Below are 22,173 nucleotides of genomic sequence, written 5' to 3'. Positions count from 1 at the left end.
CGGGGCATCGAAGACCCCCGGTACGGCGCCGCGCACTCCCCGGACGGTGACGGCGAGAGCGAAGTCACACCCGGTGGGAGCGGCGACATTGGCTGATATGCCCCCGCTCCTCTCGTCTTGCGGCATAGCGTCGGAGCAGACCGGACACCCCGTGTCCCGACGTCATGCCGGAAGGCAGGAGACCGTACTTCCTTCTACGTCACGCAACGGCGCGCGACAGGAGTCAGAGGACAATGCAGACCAAGCTGGACGAAGCCAAGGCCGAGCTGCTCGAAAGGGCTGCGCGGGTAGCTGAGAACAGCCCGGTCGGGGGGCACCTACCGACCGGGACGACGGGCGAGGGCACGGCGGGTGCCCCGGGCACGCCGGACGCCCCGGACGGCGCCCCGGGCACGCCGGACGCCCCGGACTACGCGTCCGTGTTCGCGTTCCTCCAGCGCTACTACCGGCACACCGCCCCGGAGGACCTCGCCGACCGCGACCCGGTCGACGTCTTCGGAGCCGCCGTCTCGCACTACCGGCTGGCCGAGAACCGCCCGCAGGGCACGGCGAACGTCCGGGTGCACACCCCGACGGTCGAGGAGAACGGCTGGACGTGCAGCCACTCCGTCGTCGAGGTGGTCACCGACGACATGCCCTTCCTCGTCGACTCCGTGACCAACGAGCTGACCCGCCAGGGCCGCGGCATCCACGTCGTCGTCCACCCGCAGATCGTGGTGCGGCGCGACCTCACCGGCAAGCTCGTCGAGGTGCTCGCCGGCGGCCCCACCGCCGACCTCCCGCACGACGCGCACGTCGAGTCCTGGATCCACGTCGAGATCGACCGCGAGACCGACCGCGGCGACCTGAAGCAGATCACCGCCGACCTGCTGCGCGTCCTGAACGACGTCCGCGAGACCGTCGAGGACTGGGGCAAGATGCGGGACGCGGCGGTCCGCATCGCGGACCAGCTGGCGACCGAGGCCACCCCGGAGGACCTCCCCACGCGTGAGCTGGAGGAAGCCGGCGAGCTGCTGCGCTGGCTGGCCGACGACCACTTCACCTTCCTCGGCTACCGCGAGTACGAGCTGCGCGAGGACGACTCGCTCGCCGCCGTCGCCGGTACCGGCCTCGGCATCCTGCGCTCCGACCCGCACCACGCGGCCGACGAGAGCCACCCCGTCAGCCCGTCCTTCGAGCGGCTGCCCGCCGATGCCCGGGCCAAGGCCCGCGAGCACCGGCTGCTGGTGCTGACCAAGGCGAACAGCCGGGCCACCGTGCACCGGCCGTCGTACCTCGACTACGTCGGCGTCAAGAAGTTCGACGAGAACGGCAACGTCGTCGGCGAGCGGCGCTTCCTCGGCCTGTTCTCCTCCGCCGCCTACACCGAGTCCGTCCGCCGGGTGCCGGTGGTGCGGCGCAAGGTGGAGGAGGTGCTGGCGCGGGCCGGCTTCTCGCCCAACAGCCACGACGGGCGGGACCTGCTGCAGATCCTGGAGACGTACCCGCGCGACGAGATGTTCCAGACCTCCGTCGAGGAGCTGGAGCCCATCGTCACCTCCGTGCTCTACCTCCAGGAGCGGCGCCGCCTGCGGCTCTACCTGCGTCAGGACGAGTACGGCCGCTACTACTCGGCCCTCGTCTACCTCCCCCGCGACCGCTACACCACCGGTGTCCGGCTGAGGATCATCGACATCCTCAAGGAGGAGCTCGGCGGCACCAACGTCGACTTCACGGCCTGGAACACCGAGTCGATCCTGTCCCGGCTGCACTTCGTGGTCCGGGTCCCGCAGGGCACCGAGCTGCCGCACCTGTCCGACGCCGACAAGGAGCGCGTCGAGGCCCGTCTGGTCGAGGCCGCCCGCTCCTGGGCCGACGGCTTCGGCGAGGCGCTGACCGCCGAGGTCGGCGAGGAACGCGCCGCGGAGCTGCTGCGCCACTACGGGTCCGCCTTCCCCGAGGGCTACAAGGCCGACCACGGCCCGCGCTCCGCGGTCGCCGACCTCGGCCACCTGGAACAGCTCGACGACGAGAAGACCTTCGCGCTGAGCCTGTACGAGCCGGTCGGCGCCGCGCCCGAGGAGCGGCGCTTCAAGATCTACCAGAAGGGTGGCACGGTCTCCCTGTCCGCCGTGCTGCCGGTGCTCAGCCGGCTCGGCGTCGAGGTCACCGACGAGCGGCCCTACGAGCTGCGCTGCGCCGACCGCACCACGGCCTGGATCTACGACTTCGGCCTGCGGATGCCCAAGGCCCCGTCCGGCGGCGCCGACTACCTCGGCGACGACGCCCGCGAGCGCGTCCAGGACGCCTTCGCCGCCACCTGGACCGGCAAGGCGGAGAACGACGGCTTCAACGCCCTCGTGCTCAGCGCCGGACTGACCTGGCGCGAGGCGATGGTGCTGCGCGCGTACGCCAAGTACCTGCGGCAGGCCGGTTCGACCTTCAGCCAGGACTACATGGAGGACACCCTCCGCAACAACGTCCACACCACGCGCCTGCTCATCAACCTGTTCGAGGCGCGGATGGCGCCGGAGCGGCAGCGGGCCGGGCGGGAGCTCGTCGACGCCCTGCTCGAAGAGGTCGACGCGGCCCTCGACCAGGTGGCGAGCCTCGACGAGGACCGGATCCTGCGGTCCTTCCTCACCGTCATCAAGGCGACGCTGCGCACCAACTTCTTCCAGGAGGCGAGCGGCGGCGTGCCGCACGACTACGTCTCCATGAAGTTCGACCCGCAGGCCATCCCCGACCTGCCCGCGCCGCGCCCGGCGTTCGAGATCTGGGTGTACTCGCCGCGCGTCGAGGGCGTGCACCTGCGCTTCGGCAAGGTCGCGCGCGGTGGTCTGCGCTGGTCGGACCGTCGGGAGGACTTCCGCACCGAGATCCTCGGCCTGGTCAAGGCGCAGATGGTGAAGAACACCGTCATCGTGCCGGTCGGCGCCAAGGGCGGCTTCGTCGCCAAGCAGCTGCCCGACCCGGGCGTCGACCGCGACGCGTGGCTGGCGGAGGGCATCGCCAGCTACAGGACGTTCATCTCGGCGCTGCTCGACATCACCGACAACATGGTGGCCGGCGAGGTCGTGCACCCCGCCGACGTCGTACGGCACGACGAGGACGACACCTACCTCGTCGTTGCCGCCGACAAGGGCACCGCGAAGTTCTCCGACATCGCCAACGAGGTCGCCGAGTCCTACAACTTCTGGCTCGGTGACGCCTTCGCCTCCGGCGGCAGCGCGGGTTACGACCACAAGGGCATGGGCATCACCGCCCGCGGCGCCTGGGAGTCCGTCAAGCGGCACTTCCGGGAGCTGGGCGTGGACACCCAGACCGAGGACTTCACGGTCGTCGGCATCGGCGACATGTCCGGCGACGTCTTCGGCAACGGCATGCTGCTCAGCGAGCACATCCGCCTGGTCGCCGCCTTCGACCACCGGCACATCTTCATCGACCCGACGCCGGACGCGGCCACCTCCTACGCCGAGCGCCGCCGGCTGTTCGAGCTGCCCCGCTCGTCCTGGGAGGACTACGACACCGGGCTGCTCTCGGCGGGCGGCGGCATCTTCCCGCGCACGGCCAAGTCGATCCCGGTCAACGCGCACGTCCGCGAGGCCCTCGGCATCGAGTCGGGCATCACCAAGATGACCCCGGCCGAGCTCATGAAGGCGATCCTCAGCTCTCCGGTGGACCTGCTGTGGAACGGCGGCATCGGCACCTACGTCAAGGCGTCCACGGAGTCCAACGCGGACGTCGGCGACAAGGGCAACGACGCCATCCGCGTCGACGGCAAGGACCTGCGGGTCCAGGTCGTCGGCGAGGGCGGCAACCTGGGCCTGACCCAGCTGGGCCGGATCGAGATCGCGCTGCACGGCGGCCGGATCAACACCGACGCCATCGACAACAGCGCGGGCGTGGACACCTCCGACCACGAGGTGAACATCAAGATCCTGCTCAACGGTCTCGTCAAGGACGGCGACATGACCGTCAAGCAGCGCAACAAGCTGCTCGCCGGGATGACCGACGAGGTCGGCGCGCTGGTCCTGCGCAACAACTACGCCCAGAACACGGCGATCGCCAACGCGCTCGCGCAGTCCAAGGACATGCTCCACGCCCAGCAGCGCTTCATGCGGCACCTGGTCAGGGAGGGCCACCTCAACCGGGCCCTGGAGTTCCTGCCCACCGACCGCCAGATCCGCGAGCGGCTGAGCGGCGGGCACGGCCTGACCGGCCCGGAGACGGCCGTGCTGCTGGCGTACACGAAGATCACGGTCGCCGAGGAGCTGCTGCACACCTCGCTGCCGGACGACCCGTACCTCAAGGGTCTGCTGCACGCCTACTTCCCGACGGCGCTGCGCGAGCAGTTCGCCGAGCAGGTCGACGGCCACCCGCTGCGCCGCGAGATCACGACGACCGTCCTGGTCAACGACACGGTCAACACGGGCGGTACGACGTATCTGCACCGGATGCGCGAGGAGACCGGCGCGTCGCTCGAGGAGATCGTGCGGGCGCAGACCGTGGCGCGGGCGATCTTCCGCTCCTCCCCGGTGTGGGACGCGGTGGAGGCGCTGGACACCAAGGTCGACGCCGCCGTCCAGACCCGGATCCGGCTGCACTCGCGCCGCCTGGTCGAGCGCGGCACGCGCTGGCTGCTCAACAACCGGCCGCAGCCGCTGGAGCTGGCCGAGACGGTGGACTTCTTCGCCGAGCGGGTCGAGCAGGTGTGGTCGCAGCTGCCGAAGCTGCTGCGCGGCGCGGACGCGGAGTGGTACCAGCACATCTACGACGAGCTGACCGGTGCCGGTGTCCCGGACGAGCCGGCGACGCGGGTGGCCGGGTTCTCCTCGGTCTTCGCGGCGCTGGACATCGTGTCGGTGGCCGACCGCATGGGCAAGGAGCCGCTGGATGTCGCGGAGGTGTACTACGACCTCGCCGACCGGCTGGGGGTCACCCAGCTGATGGACCGGATCAGCGATCTGCCGCGGGACGACCGCTGGCAGTCCATGGCCCGTGCGGCGATCCGCGAGGACCTGTACGCGGCGCACGCGGCGCTGACCGCGGACGTCCTGGCGGTGGGCAACGGGTCGTCGACGCCGGAGCAGCGGTTCAAGGCGTGGGAGGAGAAGAACGCCGCGATTCTCGGGCGGGCGCGGACCACGCTGGAGGAGATCCGGGGGTCGGACGCGTTTGATCTGTCCAACCTTTCGGTGGCCATGCGGACGATGCGGACGTTGCTGCGCACGCATTCGTAGGCGGTGCGGTGTTACGGCGTTGACGCTGTTGCCGTGTGAGGCGCCCCGGGCCGGTTCGGTCCGGGGCGCCTTTGCGTCGCGCCCGGGGTGGGGGTGGGTGCGCAGCCCGGCGCTTACGGGGTGCCGCTGCGCCCACCCGTGCCGCCCCAGCGGCACGACTGCCCGCAGTTACGTCAACGGAGGATGTTGGCCACCAAGCGGGCTGCTCGTCGGGTTTTCGGGGTGGACAGGCGGCGGGCTGCCGGGCGGAGTACCGCGGCGGTTGCCCCAGCCGGCTGCCAGGTGATCTGGAGGCGGCCCGGGTTGTGGCCCTCCGGGCGGAGGGTGATCCGGTGGGGGGTGAGGCCGGTGCGGTAGGGGACGCGGGCCGTGAGGGGCGGGAAGGCCAGCGGCGCCAGCAGGATGCCCGTGTGGGTGCGGCCGCGATGGCGGAGGCGGAGCACGGGATGGCGGGTACCCGCGAAGCCGTGCAGGGGGAGGCGGGCCGCCGCCAGGTCCAGGCGGACGCGGCCCTCGAAGAGACCGGGGCGGACGGGCGAGAGGCGGAAGGGCACCGTGAGGCGCCTGCCGCCGGGGGAGAGGTGGAGCACCGCGCGCTGGGGGCCGACGGGGAGGCGCAGCGCCGGGTCGTAGGTGCGGACGGTGAGGTCGACCGACGCACCGGGGCCGCGCGCGATCTCCGTGATCTCGTGCCGGAGCAGGGCGGTGAAGAACGGCCGGGTGTCCAGTTCGAGGTCGGTCAGGTCCAGCTCCCGCCGGGCCTCGGGGGAAGCCGGGACCGCCTCCCCCCAGTACACGCGGCCGCTCTGCTCGTCCGGCGTCACCCGGCGCGGTGCCACGTCGTGGCCGAGGCCCCGGGCCGCCGTGCGTACGTCGGCCAGGCGCCGGTCGCGCAGCAGCCGCAGGAGGACCCGTTCGGCGCGGGGCAGCCGGGCGTAGGCGCCCTCGGCGAGCGTGTCGAGGTAGGGGTTCACCAGGTCCGCGAAGGAGGTCAGCCAGGTGTCGTCCCGGTAGGGGAGGTCACCGGCGTACATCCGGAAGTCGTGCTTGAGGAACTTGAAGTCCTTGTCCTCGCGCAGCGCCTCGTGTCCGCTCTCGGCCAGGAACGCGTCGATGAGGCGCTGCACGTGGACGCGGTCGCGGACGTTGCTGAGCTTGTGCCGCTGGTTGGAGATGGAGGCGGAGTCGGAGGCCGCGTACGGGGCGATGTACCAGCGGTAGACCGGCTCGGGGACGACGGTGAACCTCTTGGCCAGGCAGTACGCCTGCGCCGAGAAGAGCTGGTCCTCGTAGTGGATGCCCTCGGGGAAGCGCAGACCGTGCCGGTCGAGGAAGGCACGGGCGTACATCTTGCTGGTGGAGAGGTGCTCGAAGAACAGGCGCGGGTCGGCCTCGATGCCGTCGAGGGTGCGGCGTTCGGCGACCAGGTGCGGCATCCAGGTCGTGCGGCGTCCGCCGTCCACGCGGATGCGGTGCACGGCGCCCATGGCGAAGTCCAGGTCGCGTTCGCGGTGGGCGGCGAGCAGGACCTCGACGGCGCGTTCGGGGAGTTCGTCGTCGCTGTCCAGGAACATCAGGTAGGGCGCCCGGGCGATCTCCAGGGCGCGGTTGCGCGGGGCGCTGCACCCGCCGCTGTTCTCCGGCAGCCGCAGATACACGATCCGCGGGTCCTGGGCGGCCAGTTCGCGGGCGACCTCCTCGGTCGCGTCGGTCGAGTGGTCGTCGCTGATGACGACCTCGATGTTCGCGTGGGTCTGGCGGAGTACGGACGCGACGGCGCGGGGGAGGCGTTCGGCGTCGTTGTACACGATGACCGTGACGGTGACGTCCGGAGTACTCGACGAAAGGGGTGGGAGCGTGCCGGTGGCCGGGCTCGTGGTGGCTGTCCTCATGACGCGCATGCCTCCTCGGGGCTCGGGGCCGGGGTGCGGTCCTCGACCGGCAGGACCGGGGGCAGTGTCCGCTCGTCCTCGCCGAGGAAGACCCGGCGCACGACGCGTTCGGCGGCGCGGCCGTCGTCGTACTCGCAGAACCGGCGGCGGAAGGCGGTCCGGGCCTTCGTCGCGCGCTCGTCGTGCCAGGCGTCGGAGGTGAGGATCTCCGTCAGCCCGGCCTGGGTGCGGGCGACCGGTCCGGGGGCCTCTGCCATCAGGTCGAAGTAGACGCCGCGGGTGGTGCGGTAGGTCTCCCAGTCGTCGGCGTGGATGACGATCGGGCGGTCGAGGTTGGCGTAGTCGAACATGATCGACGAGTAGTCGGTGACCAGGGCGTCGGCGGCCAGGCACAGCTCCTCGACGGGTTCGTAGGAGGAGACGTCGACGAGGCGGCCGGTGCGGCGCAGACCCGCCAGCGGGGCCGAGGGGGCGGCGGCGCTGTCGTAGAAGTAGTGGGCACGCACCAGCAGAACCGTTTCCTCACCGAGTCGGTCGGCGAGACCCGCGAGGTCGAGGCGCGGGGTCCAGCCGGCCTCGTAGTCGCGGTGGGTGGGCGCGTAGAGGACCGCCCTGCGGCCGGGCGCGATGCCGAGGCGCTCGCGGGCGGCGCGGACCTCGGCGGGACCGGCGGTGTAGTACACGTCGTTGCGCGGATAGCCGTGGTCGAGGGAGACGTGGCGGGACGGGTAGGCCCGCTGCCACATGCGGGTGGAGTGGCTGTTGGCGGAGATGCTGAAGTCCCACTTGTCGACGCGCTCGAGCAGTGCCTGGAAGTCCAGGCCGTGGGCGGCGGCAGGGTACGGCAACTGGTCCACGCCCATGCGCTTGAGCGGGGTCCCGTGGTGGGTCTGGAGGTGGACGGTGCCGGGGCGTTTGACCACCGCGTCCGGGAAGTTGACGTTGTTGACCAGGTACTTGGCGCGGGCCAGCACCTCCCAGTAGCGGCGGGTGCCGGGCACGACGTGGTCGGTGCCGGGCGGCAGCAGGGCCGCGCCCTGCGCCGTGACCACCCACACCGGGTGGACGCCCGGGGCGAGTTCGGCGAGCTTGGCGGCGATCGCGGCCGGGTTGCAGGCCACCCCGCGGTTCCAGTACGCCGAGAAGACCGCGAGGTGCGGGTCGAGGGGCCGGGCCAGAGCGGCGCGGTACTGGAGGGTGCGCAGCCGGGTGCCGGCCCGGCGTCTGCCGGTGCGCGCGGCGGAGCGCACCCCGCGGCGGGCGTGGCTGGCGGTCTGGAGGGCGCGGTACCTGCCGTAGGCGCCCTCCTCCAGGAGTGAGCGGCGTACGCCCTCCAGTCCGGCCGGGCGCCTCAGTCCGTCGGGGCGGTGGCGCCGGGCGGTCACCGACGCCCGGTGGAAGAACTCCCGCGCCACGTCGTCCGGCATCCCGGCGCGGGCGAAGGTGCGCAGGCAGTCGCGGATCATCAGGTCGTACAGGACGCCGTGCACGGCGGGCCGGCCGGCGGTGAGGCCCAGGAGTGCCTCGTAGCGGTCGACCAGCGCGTAGCGCTGCGCCGGCGTGGGCGGCGGCAGGCTCTCGGGGCGCAGTCGGCGGTCCTCGTACGCCGGGTGGGGCAGGCAGGCGACGCGGTCGGCGAGCAGCAGCGCGGCGTACGCGGCGAACGGCTCGTCCTCGGTGGTCAGGAGCCGTTCGTGGGCCCGCCAGAAGCCGGCGCGCACGGCGCGGTTGCCGAGCAGCGGGGTGAGGCGGAGCAGCCCCGCGCGGTCGTCGAGGGCGAGGCCCTCCCCGGTGCGGCCCGCGCGGGCGAGGCGGGGGCCGTCGGGCGAGGGGAGACCCGAGGCTCGCCAGGAGCTGCGGACGTGGTCGAGGAGCAGGACCTCCGCGGCGTCGGGGAGAGCACCGACGCGCTCGGCGACGGCGGGCGGGGCGCCGACGGGCAGCCCGTCCTTGGCGTGCACGAAGTGCAGCCACCGGCCCCGCGCCCGGGCCGCCCCCGCCGAGCGGGCCGCGGCATCGCCGGCCCCGTCCGGCAGGGGCAGCACGGTGAAGGCGGGGGCGTGCCGTTCGGCGACCTCCCGCGCCCAGTCCCCGACGGCGGCGACGATCACCTCGACGCCGGTGAGGGGATGGGCGTCCAGGGAGTCGAGGAGTGCGGGCAGGTGGTCCTGGACGTTGCGGCCGTGGACGATGACGCTGAGGTCGGGGGCCGTCTCGGGGGCCGTCTTGGGGACCGGATCGGGGACCGTCTCGGACATCGCGGGACTCCTTCGCCCTGGCCTTCGCCGCGTCGCTCCCGGAGCACTCCTCTGGGTCGGCTTCTATTCGGACATAGTGACATCAATCAGGCAAAAGGATTAATCGTGGTCGCCGTGAGTACGCCTACCGGGGGACAGGGTGCTCAGGCGACTGCCTTGGCCCCGGCGGCCGGCTTGGGCGCGGGCTTGGGCGCGGCCTTGGGTTTCGCCGCCGGGCCCGGGCCGGCGGTGAACTTCTCGTACTCCTTGAGGACCTCCTCCGTCGGCCCGTCCATCCGCAGCTCGCCCCGCTCCAGCCACAGCACCCGGTCGCAGGTGTCGCGGATGGACTTGTTGCTGTGGCTGACCAGGAACACCGTGCCGGCGTGCTTGCGCAGCTCCCGGATGCGTTCCTCGGACCGCTTCTGGAAGGAGCGGTCGCCGGTGGCCAGGGCCTCGTCGACGAGGAGGACGTCGTGGTCCTTGGCGGCGGCGATGGAGAACCGCAGGCGGGCCGCCATGCCGGAGGAGTACGTGCGCATCGGCAGGGTGATGAAGTCGCCCTTGTCGTTGATCCCGGAGAAGTCGACGATCTCCTGGTACCGCTCCTTGACCTGGGTGCGGGACATCCCCATCGCCAGGCCGCCCAGGTACACGTTTCGCTCGCCGGTGAGGTCGTTCATCAGGGCGGCGTTGACGCCGAGCAGGGAGGGCTGCCCGTCGGTGTAGATGCGGCCGTTCTCCACGGGGAGCAGGCCCGCGACCGCCTTGAGCAGCGTCGACTTGCCGGAACCGTTGGTGCCGATCAGGCCGATGGCCTCGCCCCGGTACGCCACGAAGGACACGTTCTTCACCGCGTGCACCCGGCGCACGCCCGCGGCCTTCTCGGTCTTCTTGCCGCGCAGGATGCGGTTGAGGGCGGCGGTCGCGGTGCCGCGGCCGGCGCCGGTGCCGTTGACGCGGTAGACGATGTCGACGCCGTCGACGACGACGGTGGGTACGCGCTCGTCCGCCTGCTCGGCGGCAGTGCTGTTGTTGTCAGCCACGACCGTAGGTCTCCTCGGCCTTCCAGAAGTAGATGAAGCCGCCGATCCCGGCGACCACGGCCCAGCCCACCGCCAGCGCCCACACGTGGGGCGGCAGCTGGCTTCCGTCGAAGGTGTCGATCAGGGCGAAGCGCATCAGGTCGATGTAGACGGTGGCGGGGTTGAGCTGGAGGGCGGTGCCGACCCAGGACGGCAGGCCGCTGTCCGGGCCGGTCATGTGGTGGATGCTGAACATGACGCCCGAGGCGTACATCCAGGTGCGCAGCAGGAACGGCATCAGCTGGGCCATGTCGGGGATCTTCGAGCCGACCCGGGCCATGACCATCGCGACGCCCGCGTTGAACAGGAACTGCAGCACCAGCGCCGGGACGGCGAGCAGCCAGGACGGGCCCGGCGGCACGCCGAACGCCAGCAGGATCAGGACGAGGGCGGCCATCGAGAACAGCAGCTGCTGGAGCTGCTGGAGGCAGAACGACACCGGCAGCGCGGCGCGAGGAAAGTGCAGGGCGCGTACGAGGCCGAGGTTGCCGGAGATGGCGCGGGTGCCCGCCATGATCGAGCTCTGCGTGAACGTCCACACGAACACGCCGGTGACCAGGAACGGGACGAAATCCTCCACGCCCCGGCTCGTGTTCATCAGCATGCCGAAGATGAAGTAGTACACCGCCGCGTTGAGCAGGGGCGTCATCACCTGCCAGACCTGGCCCAGCTTGGCCTGGCTGTACTGGGCGGTGAGCTTGGCGGTGGAGAAGGCGCCGATGAAGTGCCGGCGCGCCCACAGCTCACGGACGTACTGGGGCAGGGAGGGGCGGGCACCGCTGACCGTCAGTCCGTGCCGGGCGGCGAGCGCCGCGAGGTCGGTCCCGGCGGCGGGGCCGGATTCGGTGGTGCGGGGGGCGGCCTGGGTCGATGCCCGGGTCGGGGGAGGGGGGTCGAGGACCTGGCTCACATCCGGTGCTTTCGCTCGGGGGAGGGGGCGAGAGGGCGACGCCCGTCGTTCACCTGGGTGATCGTGTGTGTTCATCTACGTCGGGACGGCACCGTATCGTCGAGACGTGAGCGTAGGCCGTGGCGACGCCGGAACGCAACCGTTTCGTCGTTACGCCCTATGCTTGATGCGCATGACCCCCAACGCCGCCGCCGACGAGCCGACGCCGCGCCCGCGCCGCCGGGCCCCCGCCGGGGCGGCGGTGCTCCGCGAGGACGTGACCGAGGCCATTCGCGCGGCGGTCTTCGAGGAGCTGGCGGCGGTGGGCTACGCCCGCATGTCCATCGAGGGCATCGCGCGCCGCGCGGGGGTCGGCAAGACGGCCGTCTACCGGCGCTGGCGCTCCAAGCTGCACCTGGTGCTCGACATCGTCTCCGCGCTCGCCGTGCAGGGCCTGCCCGCGCCGGACACCGGCTCCCTGGAGGGGGACCTGCGGCTGCTGTACGAGGTGACGTCCCGTGCCCTGCGCCACCCGGTGGCCTCGCAGATCATCCCCGACCTCCAGGCGGAGGCGGCCCGCAACGCCGACATCGCCCAGGCGCTGCAGAAGACCCTGCGGGAGGGCCAGGACGGCGTCGCCAGCAGGATCCTCGCCGCGGCGGCCGAACGCGGCGAGCTGGGCCCCGGCCTCGACACCGACCTGGCCCTCGACCTGATCTCGGGCCCGCTGTACTGGCGCTCGGTGGTCGTCCGCGGGCCGAAGCCGCCGAAGGGCTACCTGGGATCGCTGGCACGGGCCACGGCGGAGGGGCTCAAGGCGCTCTGAGCCCGGGGCGATTGTCAGTGGGTCCTGTCACGATGCCCCCATGGAACGAGTGGAACCGACGGAGCCCATGGACGTGGCGGACGTGACGGAACCCGCGGCGGTCGTGCGGGAGTTCTGGACCCGCATGCAGGCCCGGGACTGGGCGGGCCTCGGCGCGCTGCTCGCCGACGACCTGGTGGTGGAGTGGCCGGTCAGCGCCGAGCGGATCGAGGGCCGCGCGGACTTCGTGGGCGTCAACGCCGAGTATCCGGAGGGCTGGTCGATCGAGGTGATACGCATCGTGGCCGACGGCGCGACCGTGGTCTCCGAGGTGGAGGTCCCGCACGAGACGATGGGCGTCCACCGGGCCCTGTCGCTGTGGACGGTACGGGACGGGCGCATCACCGGGGGCCGTGAGTACTGGACGGAGCTGGGCTCGGACCCGTCGCCGCAGTGGCGGGAGCCCTTCGTGCGGCCGCTGTAGCCGGCGCGCCCCTCACCAGCCGGCGAGCCGGACGACCTGCGCCGCGATGTCCGGCACCGCCCGGCCGTCCGTCGGCACCCGCACCGTGCCCACGGGAGCCTCCTCGGCCAGCCGCCGGGCCATGCGCAGACTCCGCTCGATGTGGACGCCGAGCTGCGATCCGGTCTCGCGCACGGCGAGCCGTTGCCGCACGGTGGCCTCGTCGGCGGTCAGCAGGACGCAGGTGACCCTGACCTCGTCCCCGCCCATGGCCCGCCCGATCATCGGGGCCTCGAGGATGCTCACGGTGTTGGTGTAGAGCAGCCGGCGCTGACCGAGCGCCGCGTAGTTCGCCCACACCGCGGCGATGTTCCGCTCGGTGATCGCCGTGCGGTGCGGGTCGCCGTCGGGTGCCGGATGGATCTGGTCCATGCCGTCCCCCTCGATCAGGCAGTGCGCGGTTCCGGCCGCCCGCAGCAGCGCGGACACCTCCCGGCCGACGGTGCTCTTGCCGACGCCGGAGCCGCCGCCGACGAGTAACAGGTCGTAGGTGCTGGCTTCTTGGTCCATGCCGGCAGTGTGCGTCGTGGCCGGGGCCGGGTGCGGGCGAACGCGATTTCTCCCCGAGCGTTCAGTCGTCCCCGGACCGGTCGGTGCCCCGGCCGGCATACGATCGCACCGTGACGATCACCTACCGGTGGCGGGGAGACGTCGACAACGTGCTCCTCGGCGCGCTGCACGCCGACGGCTTCGGCCACCCGGCCGACGGGACCGACTGGCGGACACGGCTGGAGCGGCACAGCCTCGGCTGGGTCTGCGCCTGGGAGGACGGCTCGCTGGTCGGCTTCGTCAACGTCGCCTGGGACGGCGGAGCACACGCCTTCCTCCTGGACACGGTGGTCGCCCGGCACTGCCGGTCGCGCGGAGTCGGCGCCCAACTGGTCGCGGTCGCCGCCGGAGGCCCGGGCGGCGGCCTGCGAATGGCTGCACGTCGACTTCGAGGACGGCCTGCGCCCGTTCTACGTCGACGCCTGCGGTTTCAGGGAAACGGCGGCCGGGCTCATCGCCCTGTGACGCGAAGGCCCTTGACCGCGCTCCTGACGCACGGCCGCTCGCGGACCAGCTCTGATGAGGCCGGGGGTCCCCCGGGCAGGAGAGGGAGACTGGGCCCATGACCCCGACAGATCCCAAGGCCGACCTTCGCTTCTACCTCCAGTCCGCCCGCGACGCCCTGCTCTGGAAGCTCGAAGGGCTCTCGGAGTACGACGTACGGCGCCCGGCGACGCCGACCGGTACCAACCTCCTCGGGCTGGTGAAACATGCCGCCACCGTGGAACTGGGCTATCTCGGTGACGTCTTCGGGCGGCCGTCCGGTGAGCCGTTGCCCTGGCTCGCGGACGGTGCCGAGCAGAACGCGGACATGTGGGTCACCGCCGACGAGTCGCGCGCGTACGTCGTGGGGCTGTACCGGCGGGCGTGGGCCCACGCGGACGCGACGATCGACGCGCTGGCGCTGGACACGGTCGGCAGGGTGCCGTGGTGGGACGAGGGGAAGGACGAGGTGACCCTGCATCATGCCGTGACCCGCGTGATCGCCGACACCCACCGGCACGCCGGCCATGCCGACATCGTCCGGGAGCTCATGGACGGTGCCGTGGGGATGAGCGAGGGCAACGCGGGGGTCGCGCCGGGGAACTCGGCGTGGTGGGAGACGTACCGCGGCCGGTTGGAGCGGGCGGCTCGGGAAGCCGACGGGCGTGTGACCTCGGACCAGGTCCGATGAAGCGGGTGTGGAGGGGGCCCGCGCTGCTCCTGGTCGTCGGAACGGGCGTCGCGGCCGGGCAGGTCGCGCAGGGCCGCCCGGTTGCGGCCGTCGTGTTCCTGCTGGCGTTCGTGCTGCTCGCGGGCGTCACCTCGCCCCTGGTGTTCCCGAGGCCGGTCGGTGCGCGGGAGGCGCGGCGGCGCAGTGCCGCGGACGGGCGGCCGGTGGTCTTCTGGCGGCCGGGCTGCACCTACTGCCTGCGGCTGCGCCTCCGGTTGGGGCGCAGGGCCCGGCGGTTGCACTGGGTCGACATCTGGCGGGACGAGGCCGGGGCCCAGGCGGTGCGCGAGGTCAACGACGGCAACGAGACCGTGCCCACGCTGCTCGTGGCGGGCCGCGCCTACACCAACCCCGACCCGGCGTGGGTGCGCGAGCAGGTCTCGTCGCCCCGATGACCCGCGCTCCCCGGGGCGTCAGTCCCGCGCCGCCTCCGGGTGGAGCCGTACCCAGCCCGCCCACGCCGACGTGATCATGTCCTCGACGTCGTACTTGGCCTTCCAGTCCAGTTCGACGGCGGCGCGGTCGGCCGAGGCGACGACGCGCGCAGGGTCGCCGGGGCGGCGGGGGGTGACCGTCGGCGGCTGGTCGTAACCGGTGAGGGCGTTGATGCGGTCGATCATCTCGCGGACGGAGACGCCCTCGCCCCGGCCGATGTTCAGCGTGAGGGAGGTGCCGGGGGAGGACTGGAGGGCGCGGGCCGCGGCCACGTGGGCCTCGGCCAGGTCGACGACGTGGATGTAGTCGCGCACGCAGGTGCCGTCCGGCGTCGCGTAGTCGTCGCCGAAGATCCGGGGGGCCGCGGACTCCGTGAGCTTCTCGAAGACCATCGGGACGAGGTTGTAGACGCCGGTGTCGGCCAGTTCCGGGCTCGCCGCGCCCGCCACGTTGAAGTAGCGGAGGGAGGCCGTGGCGAGGCCCGTCGCCCTGCCGGTGGCCCGGACCAGCCACTCGCCGACCAGCTTGGTCTCGCCGTACGGCGACATCGGCACGCAGGGCGTCTCCTCGGTCACGAGGTCGACGTCGGGCATGCCGTACACCGCGGCGGAGGAGGAGAACACGAAGGACGGGACCCCGGCCGCGGTGACCGCGTCCAGCAGGACCCGCAGGCCCTCCACGTTCTGCCGGTAGTAGTGCAGCGGCAGGTCCACCGACTCGCCGACCTGCTTCTTGGCGGCCAGGTGCACCACGCCGGTGACGGAGTGGTCGGCCAGGGCGCGGGCGACCCGCTCGCCGTCCAGGACCGAGCCCACGACCAGGGGGACACCGTCGGGCACGCGCTCGGCGATCCCCGTGGACAGGTCGTCGTAGACCACGGCCTTCTCGCCCGCTTCGGTCATCGCCCGTACGACGTGCGCCCCGATGTATCCGGCGCCGCCGGTGATCAGCCAGGTCATTGCGGCCGTCCCCTTCGTTCGGTGGTCCTTGGTAGCCATGATCCGTCATCGCGACGCCCGCCGGGCGCCCGCACCCGTCAGGACGGGTCGGGTGCCGGACCGGTGCCGTACGCGTCCAGCGCCGCCGTGAGCCGGTCGAGGCGGGCGCGCAGGTCCTGGACCTCGGCGAGGTCCAGGCCGGTCGCCGCGGAGACCTGGCGCGGCACCTCGACGGCCCGCTCGCGCAGCGCCGCGCCCTCCCCGGTCAGCCGTACCTCCACCGACCGCTCGTCGCGCGCGCTGCGCTCGCGCCGGACCAGGCCGGCCGACTCCAGTCGCTTGAGCAGGGGCGACAGCGTCCCGGAGTCGAGACGGAGGTGCTCGCCGAGCCTCTTCACGGGCAGCTCGCCGTGCTCCCACAGCACCAGCAGCACCAGGTACTGGGAGTAGGTGAGCCCCAGATCCTTGAGGACCACGCGGTAGACGCTGCCGAAGGCGCGCGACGCGGCGCTCAGGGAGAAGCAGATCTGCTGGTCCAGGCGGAGCCAGTCGGTCGCGGGCTCGGCTGCGGGCTCGGTCGCGGGCGTGGTCATGCACTCCAGGGTAACCGACCGGACTTGTCCGCTATTCAGTTGCTGGCAATCTAGTTGCACACAACCGAATGGCGTGCTCTACTTATGGCTGTCAAGCACGCAGGCCCCCTCCCGAACTCCTGAAAGGGACGGTTCTCCCATGGACGCGCTCTACACCGCCGCCGCCACCGCCACCCACGGCCGCGACGGCCGTGCCGTCAGCTCCGACGGCACGCTCGACCTCGCCCTCGGCATCCCCGTCGAGATGGGCGGCAACGGGCAGGGCACCAACCCCGAGCAGCTCTTCGCCGCCGGGTACGCGGCCTGTTTCGGCAGCGCCCTCGGCGTGGTCGGCCGGGCGGCGAAGGTGGACGTCAGCGACGCCGCGGTGACCGCCGAGGTCGGCATCGGCAAGCAGGGCGAGGGCTTCGCGCTCGCCGTCACCCTCCGGGTCGAGCTGCCCGAGGGCCTCGACGAGGAGACCGGCCGCAAGCTGGTCGAGCAGGCCCATCAGGTCTGCCCCTACTCCAACGCCACCCGCGGCAACATCCCGGTCGACCTCGTCATCGAGTAGTCACGCCCGGACCGGAAGCAGTCACCCGACCCGCGCCAGCACCTCTCCCGTCCGCTCGCTCCACGCCACCACCACCGCCTCCTCGGGCACCGGGTGCCAACGCGTCAGCAGCAGCCAGCGGACGTGGTAGCGGCGGACGACCGCGGCACGCTCGGCGCGGGTCGAGTCCTTCGCGAGGTACGCCTCGACGTCGGCCACCCGCCGCCCGCGCTCCCGCTCGTCCAGCGCCGGGTCCGGCCACGCGGGCGCCGCGAGGTTCGGTCCGTACCCGGCGATGGCGTGCCCGGCGTAGTAGCCGTCGGTGATCACGACCTCGCCGGGGGCCATGTGCCGGGCCGCCCACGTGTACGTCGGCCACTGGGGCGGCTGCTCGAAGCCGACCGGGTCCAGCGCCCGCGGCACCACCGCCCCCGCGTGGACGGTCAGGAACCCGAGCAGTGCACCGGCCGTCGCGGTCCGGCCCAGCGCCGCCCGCCACCGCCCCCACGGCCGGGGCGCCGCCAGCTCCACCGCCAGGGCGAACTGCGGCGGCACCAGCGTGAGCCCGAGGATCCGGCCGTAGGTGTAGTGCCCGCTGAACCAGCCGTACGCCACCACCGCGCAGTCCAGCGCGAACATCAGGACCAGCGGGTCCCGGCGCGAGCGGCGTCCGCGCGCCCACAGGGCGGGCAGGCCGAGCAGGGCCAGCCAGAACTCCCCGGGCAGGTCGAGGTACAGGACCCGGTGCATGGCGTCCACGCTGTCGTCGCCGGCCAGCGCGAACACGTCGAAGTACGGCCAGGCCGCCGCCGCCCCCACCGCCACGGCACCCGTCAGCGCCCAGCGCCCCACGACCGGCCCGCGCCACCCGCGCTGCCATCCGGCCACCAGCGCCACCGCGCCGAGCACCGCCGCCACCGAGGTGATCGGGTGGACGAGGAGGATCAGGCCGTACAGGACGCCCAGCGCCGCGTATCCGGGCAGGCCGCGCAGTCCGCTCGGCCCCACGTACCGCACCCGGCGCCCGTCCCGCGCCCGCGCCCCGGTCAGGGCCCAGGCCCAGAAGGTCAGCCCGATCGCGAAGGCCGACGGGTAGCCGAGGTTGCCCGTCATCGACATCAGCCCGAGGTAGCCGCTCCACCAGGCCCGCTCGGTGCCCCACAGCAGGGTCATCGCGCCCAGCGCCAGCACCGGCGCCCACGGACGCGGGGTCAGCACCCGGACGAAGCGGTTCAGGCCGGTCAGCAGCACCAGCAGGTTCAGCGGCCCGGCGAGCCGCACCACCTCCCAGCCGCCCAGCCCCGTCAGCCGCGCGAACGCGCCCTGCGCCACCGCGTACGGCGAGTAGTACGCGCTGCCCGCGCCCGGCAGGTCGGCCATCGGGTGGCGGGGGTGGAGCAGGTCCGCCTTCAGGCGCTCGACGACGGCCGCGTGCTGTCCGGCGTCGCAGCACAGCGGCACCGCCCAGTACGCAAGCGTCACCACGAGGAAGAAGAGGAAGCCGGCGACCTGGTAGGGGGTGGGACGCCAGGCACGTCCGCCGCGCAGTGCCGTCGCACCGCGCACCGGTCGCCGGACGAGGACGTCGGCGCTCACGAAGCAGGGGGGATGTGGGGCATTCGGAACATTTGGCGTATGTTCCCGGTGGGGTCACCCCCGCCAATCGCTCACCGGGCCAAGTCACCCGGGCGGCGGAAGCCCGGGACGCTCAGCCGACCGCGCCCGCCCGGTCCCGCTGCTCCTGCGCCGGCAGCGGCACCCGGCCGCCCAGCACCACCGGCTCCAGCAGCAGCGGCACCCCCACCACCGGCAGCAGCCAGGCCAGCACGATCAGCCGCTCGCCCCAGATGTTGATGTCCGGGTGCCCCGCCTGGGTGAGGAGCCCGGTGCACGCCGCCGCCACCAGGAAGCCGCCGACCGCGCCCCCGCGCCGCAGCGCGCCCCACGCCCCGGCGGCCAGCGCCGCCACGAACAGCGGCTGCCACGCCTGCCGGCGCAGCCACTCCACCCAGAAGTTGCCCTGCAGCTGCCAGAACTCCGGCCACGGACGCGCGCGGTCGGGGCGGGCGAAGTGGTCGGTGAGCAGGTCCTGGAGGCTGTCCGTCTCGGACGGGTAGTGCAGCAGCCGCGCCAGCAGCAGGGTCGCGGCCGCACCGGCCAGGCCGACGGCCGCGAGCGCCAGCACCTCCCGGGGCGCCGGGCCGTCTTCCCGCCGCCCACGTCGCCGGCGCAGGGCGATCACCGTGCCCGCCGCCGCCAGGCACCCGCCCAGGAACAGCGCCTGGGAGTGCTTGACCGTGAACAGGGCGAGCAGCGCCCCGGCCACCAGCAGCAGCCCGGCGCGGGTACGGCCCGCCCGCAGCGCCAGCGCGCAGCCCCACACCGCCGCCAGGGTCAGCGCCATCAGCAGGCCCTCGGTCATCGGGCGCATCGCGGTCGTCCCGCACGGCAGCACGTAGTACAGCGCCTGCCCGGCCAGTGCGAGCGGCACCGGCACCGACAGGGTCCGCAGGATCAGGAAGACCAGGAACCCGCCCGCGCACGCGACGACGACGCCCGCCGCCCACAGCCCCCACGTCACCCCGAAGGCCAGGACGAACGGCACCAGGAACACCGGATAGCCCGGCCGCGCCTCGAAGATCGCCATGAAGCGCTCCGGCATGTACGGCACGGTGTGCCCGCCGGTCTGTCCGGCCGCCAGCCGCGGCCGAACCGCCGCCCACTCCCGCTCGCGGCACTCGGCCAGCACCTCGGCGGTGGGGTCGGGGCGGTGGAAGCGCACCACGTGCACGCTCTGGTCCCGGCGGGCCCGCTCCGCCCGGCCCGCGCACACGTAGTCGATGGTGGCCGTCGCCGCGGCCTGCTCGCTCCGACCGGTCAGACTCAGGGCATACGACAGGTAGTTCCTGGTGTCGGGGGTGGCCCGGCCGGTGACGTTCGCCAGCTGGAGCGCGGCGAACACGGCGGCCAGGAGCAGCACCCCCACGACGGCGCCCGGGCGGCCCGCCCGGCTGCGGGGTCTCATGTGGAGGGCAGCAGGTCGCGTCCGGAGGGGACGGCACGGGCGCCGGGGACGCCGGACGGCTCCGGCGCGGGCATCGGCTCGCCGAGGAGCAGCGTCCGCACCACCCGTTCGGCCGCCCTCCCGTCCTCGTACTCGCAGTACCGGGCGCGGAAGGACGCCCGCAGCCGCGCCGCCTCCTCGTCCCGCCACGCCCCGGACGCCAGCAGCCACGCCAGCTCCCGGTAGGAGCGCGAGACGTGCCCCGGTGCCTCCTCGGTGATGTCGAAGTACGTGCCGCGGGTCGCCGTGTACGGGCCCCAGTCCTCGGCGTGGACCAGGATCGGGCGGTCCAGGAGGGCGTAGTCGAACATCAGAGCCGAGTAGTCGGTGATCAGCAGGTCGGAGGCGAGCATCAGGTCCTCCACGTGCGGTTCGTCCGTCGCGTCGACCACCACGCCCCGCCGGTGCAGCTCCGCGAGACCCAGTCCGCGCGCCGGACCGGTGGCGAGCGACGGGTGCAGGCGGACGAGGAGGGTGTGGCCCTCGCCCAGGTCGGCGGCGAGCCGGGCCACGTCGAGCCGCTCGACGAGCCCGCCGCGCCGGTACTCGCGGCGGGTCGGCGCGTACAGCACGACGGTGTGGCCGTCGGGGACACCGAGCCGCTCGCGGACCCGCCGCCCGTCCTCGGGACCGGCGTTGACCAGCGCGTCGTTGCGCGGACTGCCGGTGCGCGCGGAGGTGAAGTGGCAGGGGTAGGCCCGCTCCCAGACCCGCTCCGCGTACCGGCTCGCGACCAGGCTGTGGTCCCAGCGGTCGGCCCGGCGCAGCATCTGCGGCACGTCCAGACCGTGCCGGGCGCCGGGCCGGTCCAGCAGATCGACGCCCATGTGCTTGAGCGGCGTTCCCTGGTGGGTGTGGAGATGGACGGCGCCGTGCCGCTTGGCCACCGTGCCGGGCCAGTTGACGTTGTTGACGAAGAACGCCGCCCGCTCGGTCACCCGGCGGTAGGCGGCACTGCCCAGGACCACGTGCTCGGTGCCCGGCGGCAGCAGCGCGGGGTCCGCCGCGCACTCCTCGTCCCGCACCACCCACACTCCGCGCAGGTGCGGGGCGAGTTCACGGGCCGCGCGGTGGACGGCGGCGGGGTCGCCGAGCACGCCCCGGTGGGAGAACGCCGAGTAGACGACGAGGTCCGGGTCGAGAGGGCGGCGCACGTGCACGGCGCCCGCCGCCCGGCGCAGCCGCCCGGCGGCCGGGCCGCGCGCCTGCCGCACCCGGCGCTCCAGCTCCCGCGCCGCCCGCCCGGACTGCCGGCGCACCCGGTAGGCGGCGTACGACCCCTCCAGCACCCGGAGTTCGGCCGGGACCGCCGCGCCCTCGGGCCGGTGCGCGCGGAACATCTCGGCGGTGCGGTGGAAGAACTCGGCCCGGTCGGAGGGGGGCAGGCGGTCCGGCTTGGACAGGATGTCCAGGCAGTGCTCGCCCATCTTGGCGTGCAGGAACGGCCGCCACCTGGCCGCCAGTCCCGGACGGGCGTCCAGGAAGGCGAAGACCCGCTCGTACTGCGCGTGGACGTCGAAGTGCTTGCGGCTGGTCGTGGACAGGATGTTGCCCTGGCGGCGCTGGCGGTAGTTCAGGCAGATCCGGTCCAGCGCCGCGATCCGCTCCGCGCTGAACATGACCGGGAAGGTCCAGGGCGTGTCCTCGTAGTAGCCCGCCGGGAAGGTGAAGCCCTCCCGTTCGACGAAGTCGCGCCGGTAGACCTTGTTCCACACCACCATCAGCAGGTCGAGGATCTCGGGGTGCCCGGCCGCCGTGAAGGTGCCGTCGCCCGCCTCCGCGAGCACCCGGGCCAGGACGTTGCGCCGGGTGCCGCCCCACCAGTAGGTGCGTGCGTAGTCGAACACCAGGACGTCCGGATCGTCCGTCTCCGTGAGCCGGTCGGCCATCGCGCGCAGGGCGCCCGGGGTGAGGGTGTCGTCGCTGTCGAGGAAGAACAGGTAGTCGCCGGTGGCGTGCGGCATTCCGGCGTTGCGGGCCCGGCCGAGTCCGGCGTTCTCCTCCAGGTGCAGCACCCGCACCCGGTCGTCGCGGCCGGCGTACTCGTCCAGGATCGCCCCCGAACCGTCCGGGGAGCAGTCGTCGACGGCGATCACCTCGATGTCCCGGAAGGACTGGTCCAGCACCGAGTCGAGGCACTCGCGCAGGAAGCCCTGCACCTTGAAGCAGGGGACGATGACGCTGAAGCGGGGCACG

16 protein-coding genes and 1 pseudogene are annotated in these 22,173 nt (G+C 72.8%); 7 read left to right on the top strand and 10 right to left on the bottom strand.

The window, feature by feature from the left end:
• The first annotated feature begins 233 nt into the window (after window positions 1-233).
• The gene (locus C4J65_RS12130; protein WP_115742424.1) at window positions 234-5,222 is read left to right on the top strand and encodes an NAD-glutamate dehydrogenase; all 4,989 of its coding nucleotides are present in this window, start codon (window positions 234-236) and stop codon (window positions 5,220-5,222) included.
• 173 nt (window positions 5,223-5,395) lie between these two features.
• Here C4J65_RS12130 and C4J65_RS12125 read toward each other — a convergent pair whose 3' ends face one another.
• The 4 genes from C4J65_RS12125 to C4J65_RS12110 form a co-directional block, all read right to left on the bottom strand.
• On the bottom strand, window positions 5,396-7,114 hold the full coding sequence (locus tag C4J65_RS12125; RefSeq protein WP_115746412.1) for a glycosyltransferase family 2 protein: 1,719 nt from the start codon (window positions 7,112-7,114) through the stop codon (window positions 5,396-5,398).
• On the bottom strand, window positions 7,111-9,372 hold the full coding sequence (locus C4J65_RS12120; protein WP_115742423.1) for a CDP-glycerol glycerophosphotransferase family protein: 2,262 nt from the start codon (window positions 9,370-9,372) through the stop codon (window positions 7,111-7,113). Before C4J65_RS12120 ends, C4J65_RS12125 begins: the two co-directional genes overlap by 4 nt.
• Window positions 9,373-9,515: 143 nt before the next feature.
• Window positions 9,516-10,397, bottom strand: a complete 882-nt coding sequence (locus tag C4J65_RS12115) for an ABC transporter ATP-binding protein (RefSeq protein WP_115742422.1) — start codon at window positions 10,395-10,397, stop codon at window positions 9,516-9,518.
• Window positions 10,390-11,346: an ABC transporter permease gene (locus C4J65_RS12110; RefSeq protein ID WP_115742421.1), complete on the bottom strand. Its 957-nt coding sequence runs from the start codon at window positions 11,344-11,346 to the stop codon at window positions 10,390-10,392. The genes C4J65_RS12115 and C4J65_RS12110 overlap by 8 nt, the downstream gene beginning before the upstream one ends.
• Window positions 11,347-11,518: 172 nt before the next feature.
• On the opposite strand from C4J65_RS12110, the gene C4J65_RS12105 reads away from it, so the two are divergent.
• Window positions 11,519-12,151 carry a TetR/AcrR family transcriptional regulator gene (locus C4J65_RS12105; protein WP_115746411.1) on the top strand — a complete coding sequence of 211 codons (633 nt, stop codon included), beginning with the start codon at window positions 11,519-11,521 and terminating at the stop codon, window positions 12,149-12,151.
• 67 nt (window positions 12,152-12,218) lie between these two features.
• Window positions 12,219-12,614, top strand: a complete 396-nt coding sequence (locus C4J65_RS12100; RefSeq protein WP_115742420.1) for a nuclear transport factor 2 family protein — start codon at window positions 12,219-12,221, stop codon at window positions 12,612-12,614.
• Window positions 12,615-12,626: 12 nt separating this feature from the next.
• On the opposite strand, the gene C4J65_RS12095 is transcribed toward C4J65_RS12100, so the two are convergent.
• A complete protein-coding gene (locus C4J65_RS12095; protein WP_115742419.1) occupies window positions 12,627-13,163 on the bottom strand; it encodes a hypothetical protein in 537 nt (178 codons plus the stop codon).
• A gap of 110 nt (window positions 13,164-13,273) precedes the next feature.
• On the opposite strand from C4J65_RS12095, the pseudogene C4J65_RS12090 reads away from it, so the two are divergent.
• From C4J65_RS12090 to C4J65_RS12080, 3 genes and pseudogenes are all read left to right on the top strand, one after another.
• Window positions 13,274-13,667 (top strand): annotated as a pseudogene (locus tag C4J65_RS12090) (GNAT family N-acetyltransferase).
• A gap of 97 nt (window positions 13,668-13,764) precedes the next feature.
• Entirely contained in the window at window positions 13,765-14,376 is a 612-nt protein-coding gene (locus C4J65_RS12085) for a DinB family protein (RefSeq protein WP_115742418.1), read from the top strand.
• Window positions 14,373-14,810 (top strand): glutaredoxin domain-containing protein, encoded by a 438-nt coding sequence (locus tag C4J65_RS12080; protein ID WP_115742417.1) that lies wholly within the window; start codon window positions 14,373-14,375, stop codon window positions 14,808-14,810. The genes C4J65_RS12085 and C4J65_RS12080 overlap by 4 nt, the downstream gene beginning before the upstream one ends.
• Before the next feature lie 18 nt (window positions 14,811-14,828).
• On the opposite strand, the gene galE is transcribed toward C4J65_RS12080, so the two are convergent.
• Both galE and C4J65_RS12070 read right to left on the bottom strand, forming a co-directional pair.
• A complete protein-coding gene (gene galE / locus C4J65_RS12075; protein WP_115742416.1) occupies window positions 14,829-15,809 on the bottom strand; it encodes a UDP-glucose 4-epimerase GalE in 981 nt (326 codons plus the stop codon).
• Window positions 15,810-15,886: 77 nt separating this feature from the next.
• On the bottom strand, window positions 15,887-16,381 hold the full coding sequence (locus C4J65_RS12070; protein ID WP_115742415.1) for a MarR family transcriptional regulator: 495 nt from the start codon (window positions 16,379-16,381) through the stop codon (window positions 15,887-15,889).
• A 139-nt stretch (window positions 16,382-16,520) separates the two neighbouring features.
• Between C4J65_RS12070 and C4J65_RS12065 the strand changes: the two genes are divergently transcribed.
• The gene (locus C4J65_RS12065; protein ID WP_003975825.1) at window positions 16,521-16,934 is read left to right on the top strand and encodes an organic hydroperoxide resistance protein; all 414 of its coding nucleotides are present in this window, start codon (window positions 16,521-16,523) and stop codon (window positions 16,932-16,934) included.
• A 21-nt stretch (window positions 16,935-16,955) separates the two neighbouring features.
• Here the strand turns inward: C4J65_RS12065 and C4J65_RS12060 are convergent, their stop codons facing one another.
• From C4J65_RS12060 to C4J65_RS12050, 3 genes are all read right to left on the bottom strand, one after another.
• Complete coding sequence (locus C4J65_RS12060; protein ID WP_115742414.1) at window positions 16,956-18,509, bottom strand: hypothetical protein; 1,554 nt, start codon at window positions 18,507-18,509, stop codon at window positions 16,956-16,958.
• Window positions 18,510-18,621: 112 nt separating this feature from the next.
• On the bottom strand, window positions 18,622-19,938 hold the full coding sequence (locus tag C4J65_RS12055; RefSeq protein ID WP_115742413.1) for a hypothetical protein: 1,317 nt from the start codon (window positions 19,936-19,938) through the stop codon (window positions 18,622-18,624).
• Window positions 19,935-22,172 carry a bifunctional glycosyltransferase/CDP-glycerol:glycerophosphate glycerophosphotransferase gene (locus C4J65_RS12050; protein ID WP_115742412.1) on the bottom strand — a complete coding sequence of 746 codons (2,238 nt, stop codon included), beginning with the start codon at window positions 22,170-22,172 and terminating at the stop codon, window positions 19,935-19,937. Before C4J65_RS12050 ends, C4J65_RS12055 begins: the two co-directional genes overlap by 4 nt.
• Window position 22,173 lies beyond the last annotated feature (1 nt).

Source organism: Streptomyces sp. CB09001 (assembly GCF_003369795.1).
Classification (GTDB): domain Bacteria; phylum Actinomycetota; class Actinomycetes; order Streptomycetales; family Streptomycetaceae; genus Streptomyces.
Note: the sequence above shows the minus strand (reverse complement) of the source record. Positions and strands in the feature narration are given on the sequence as shown.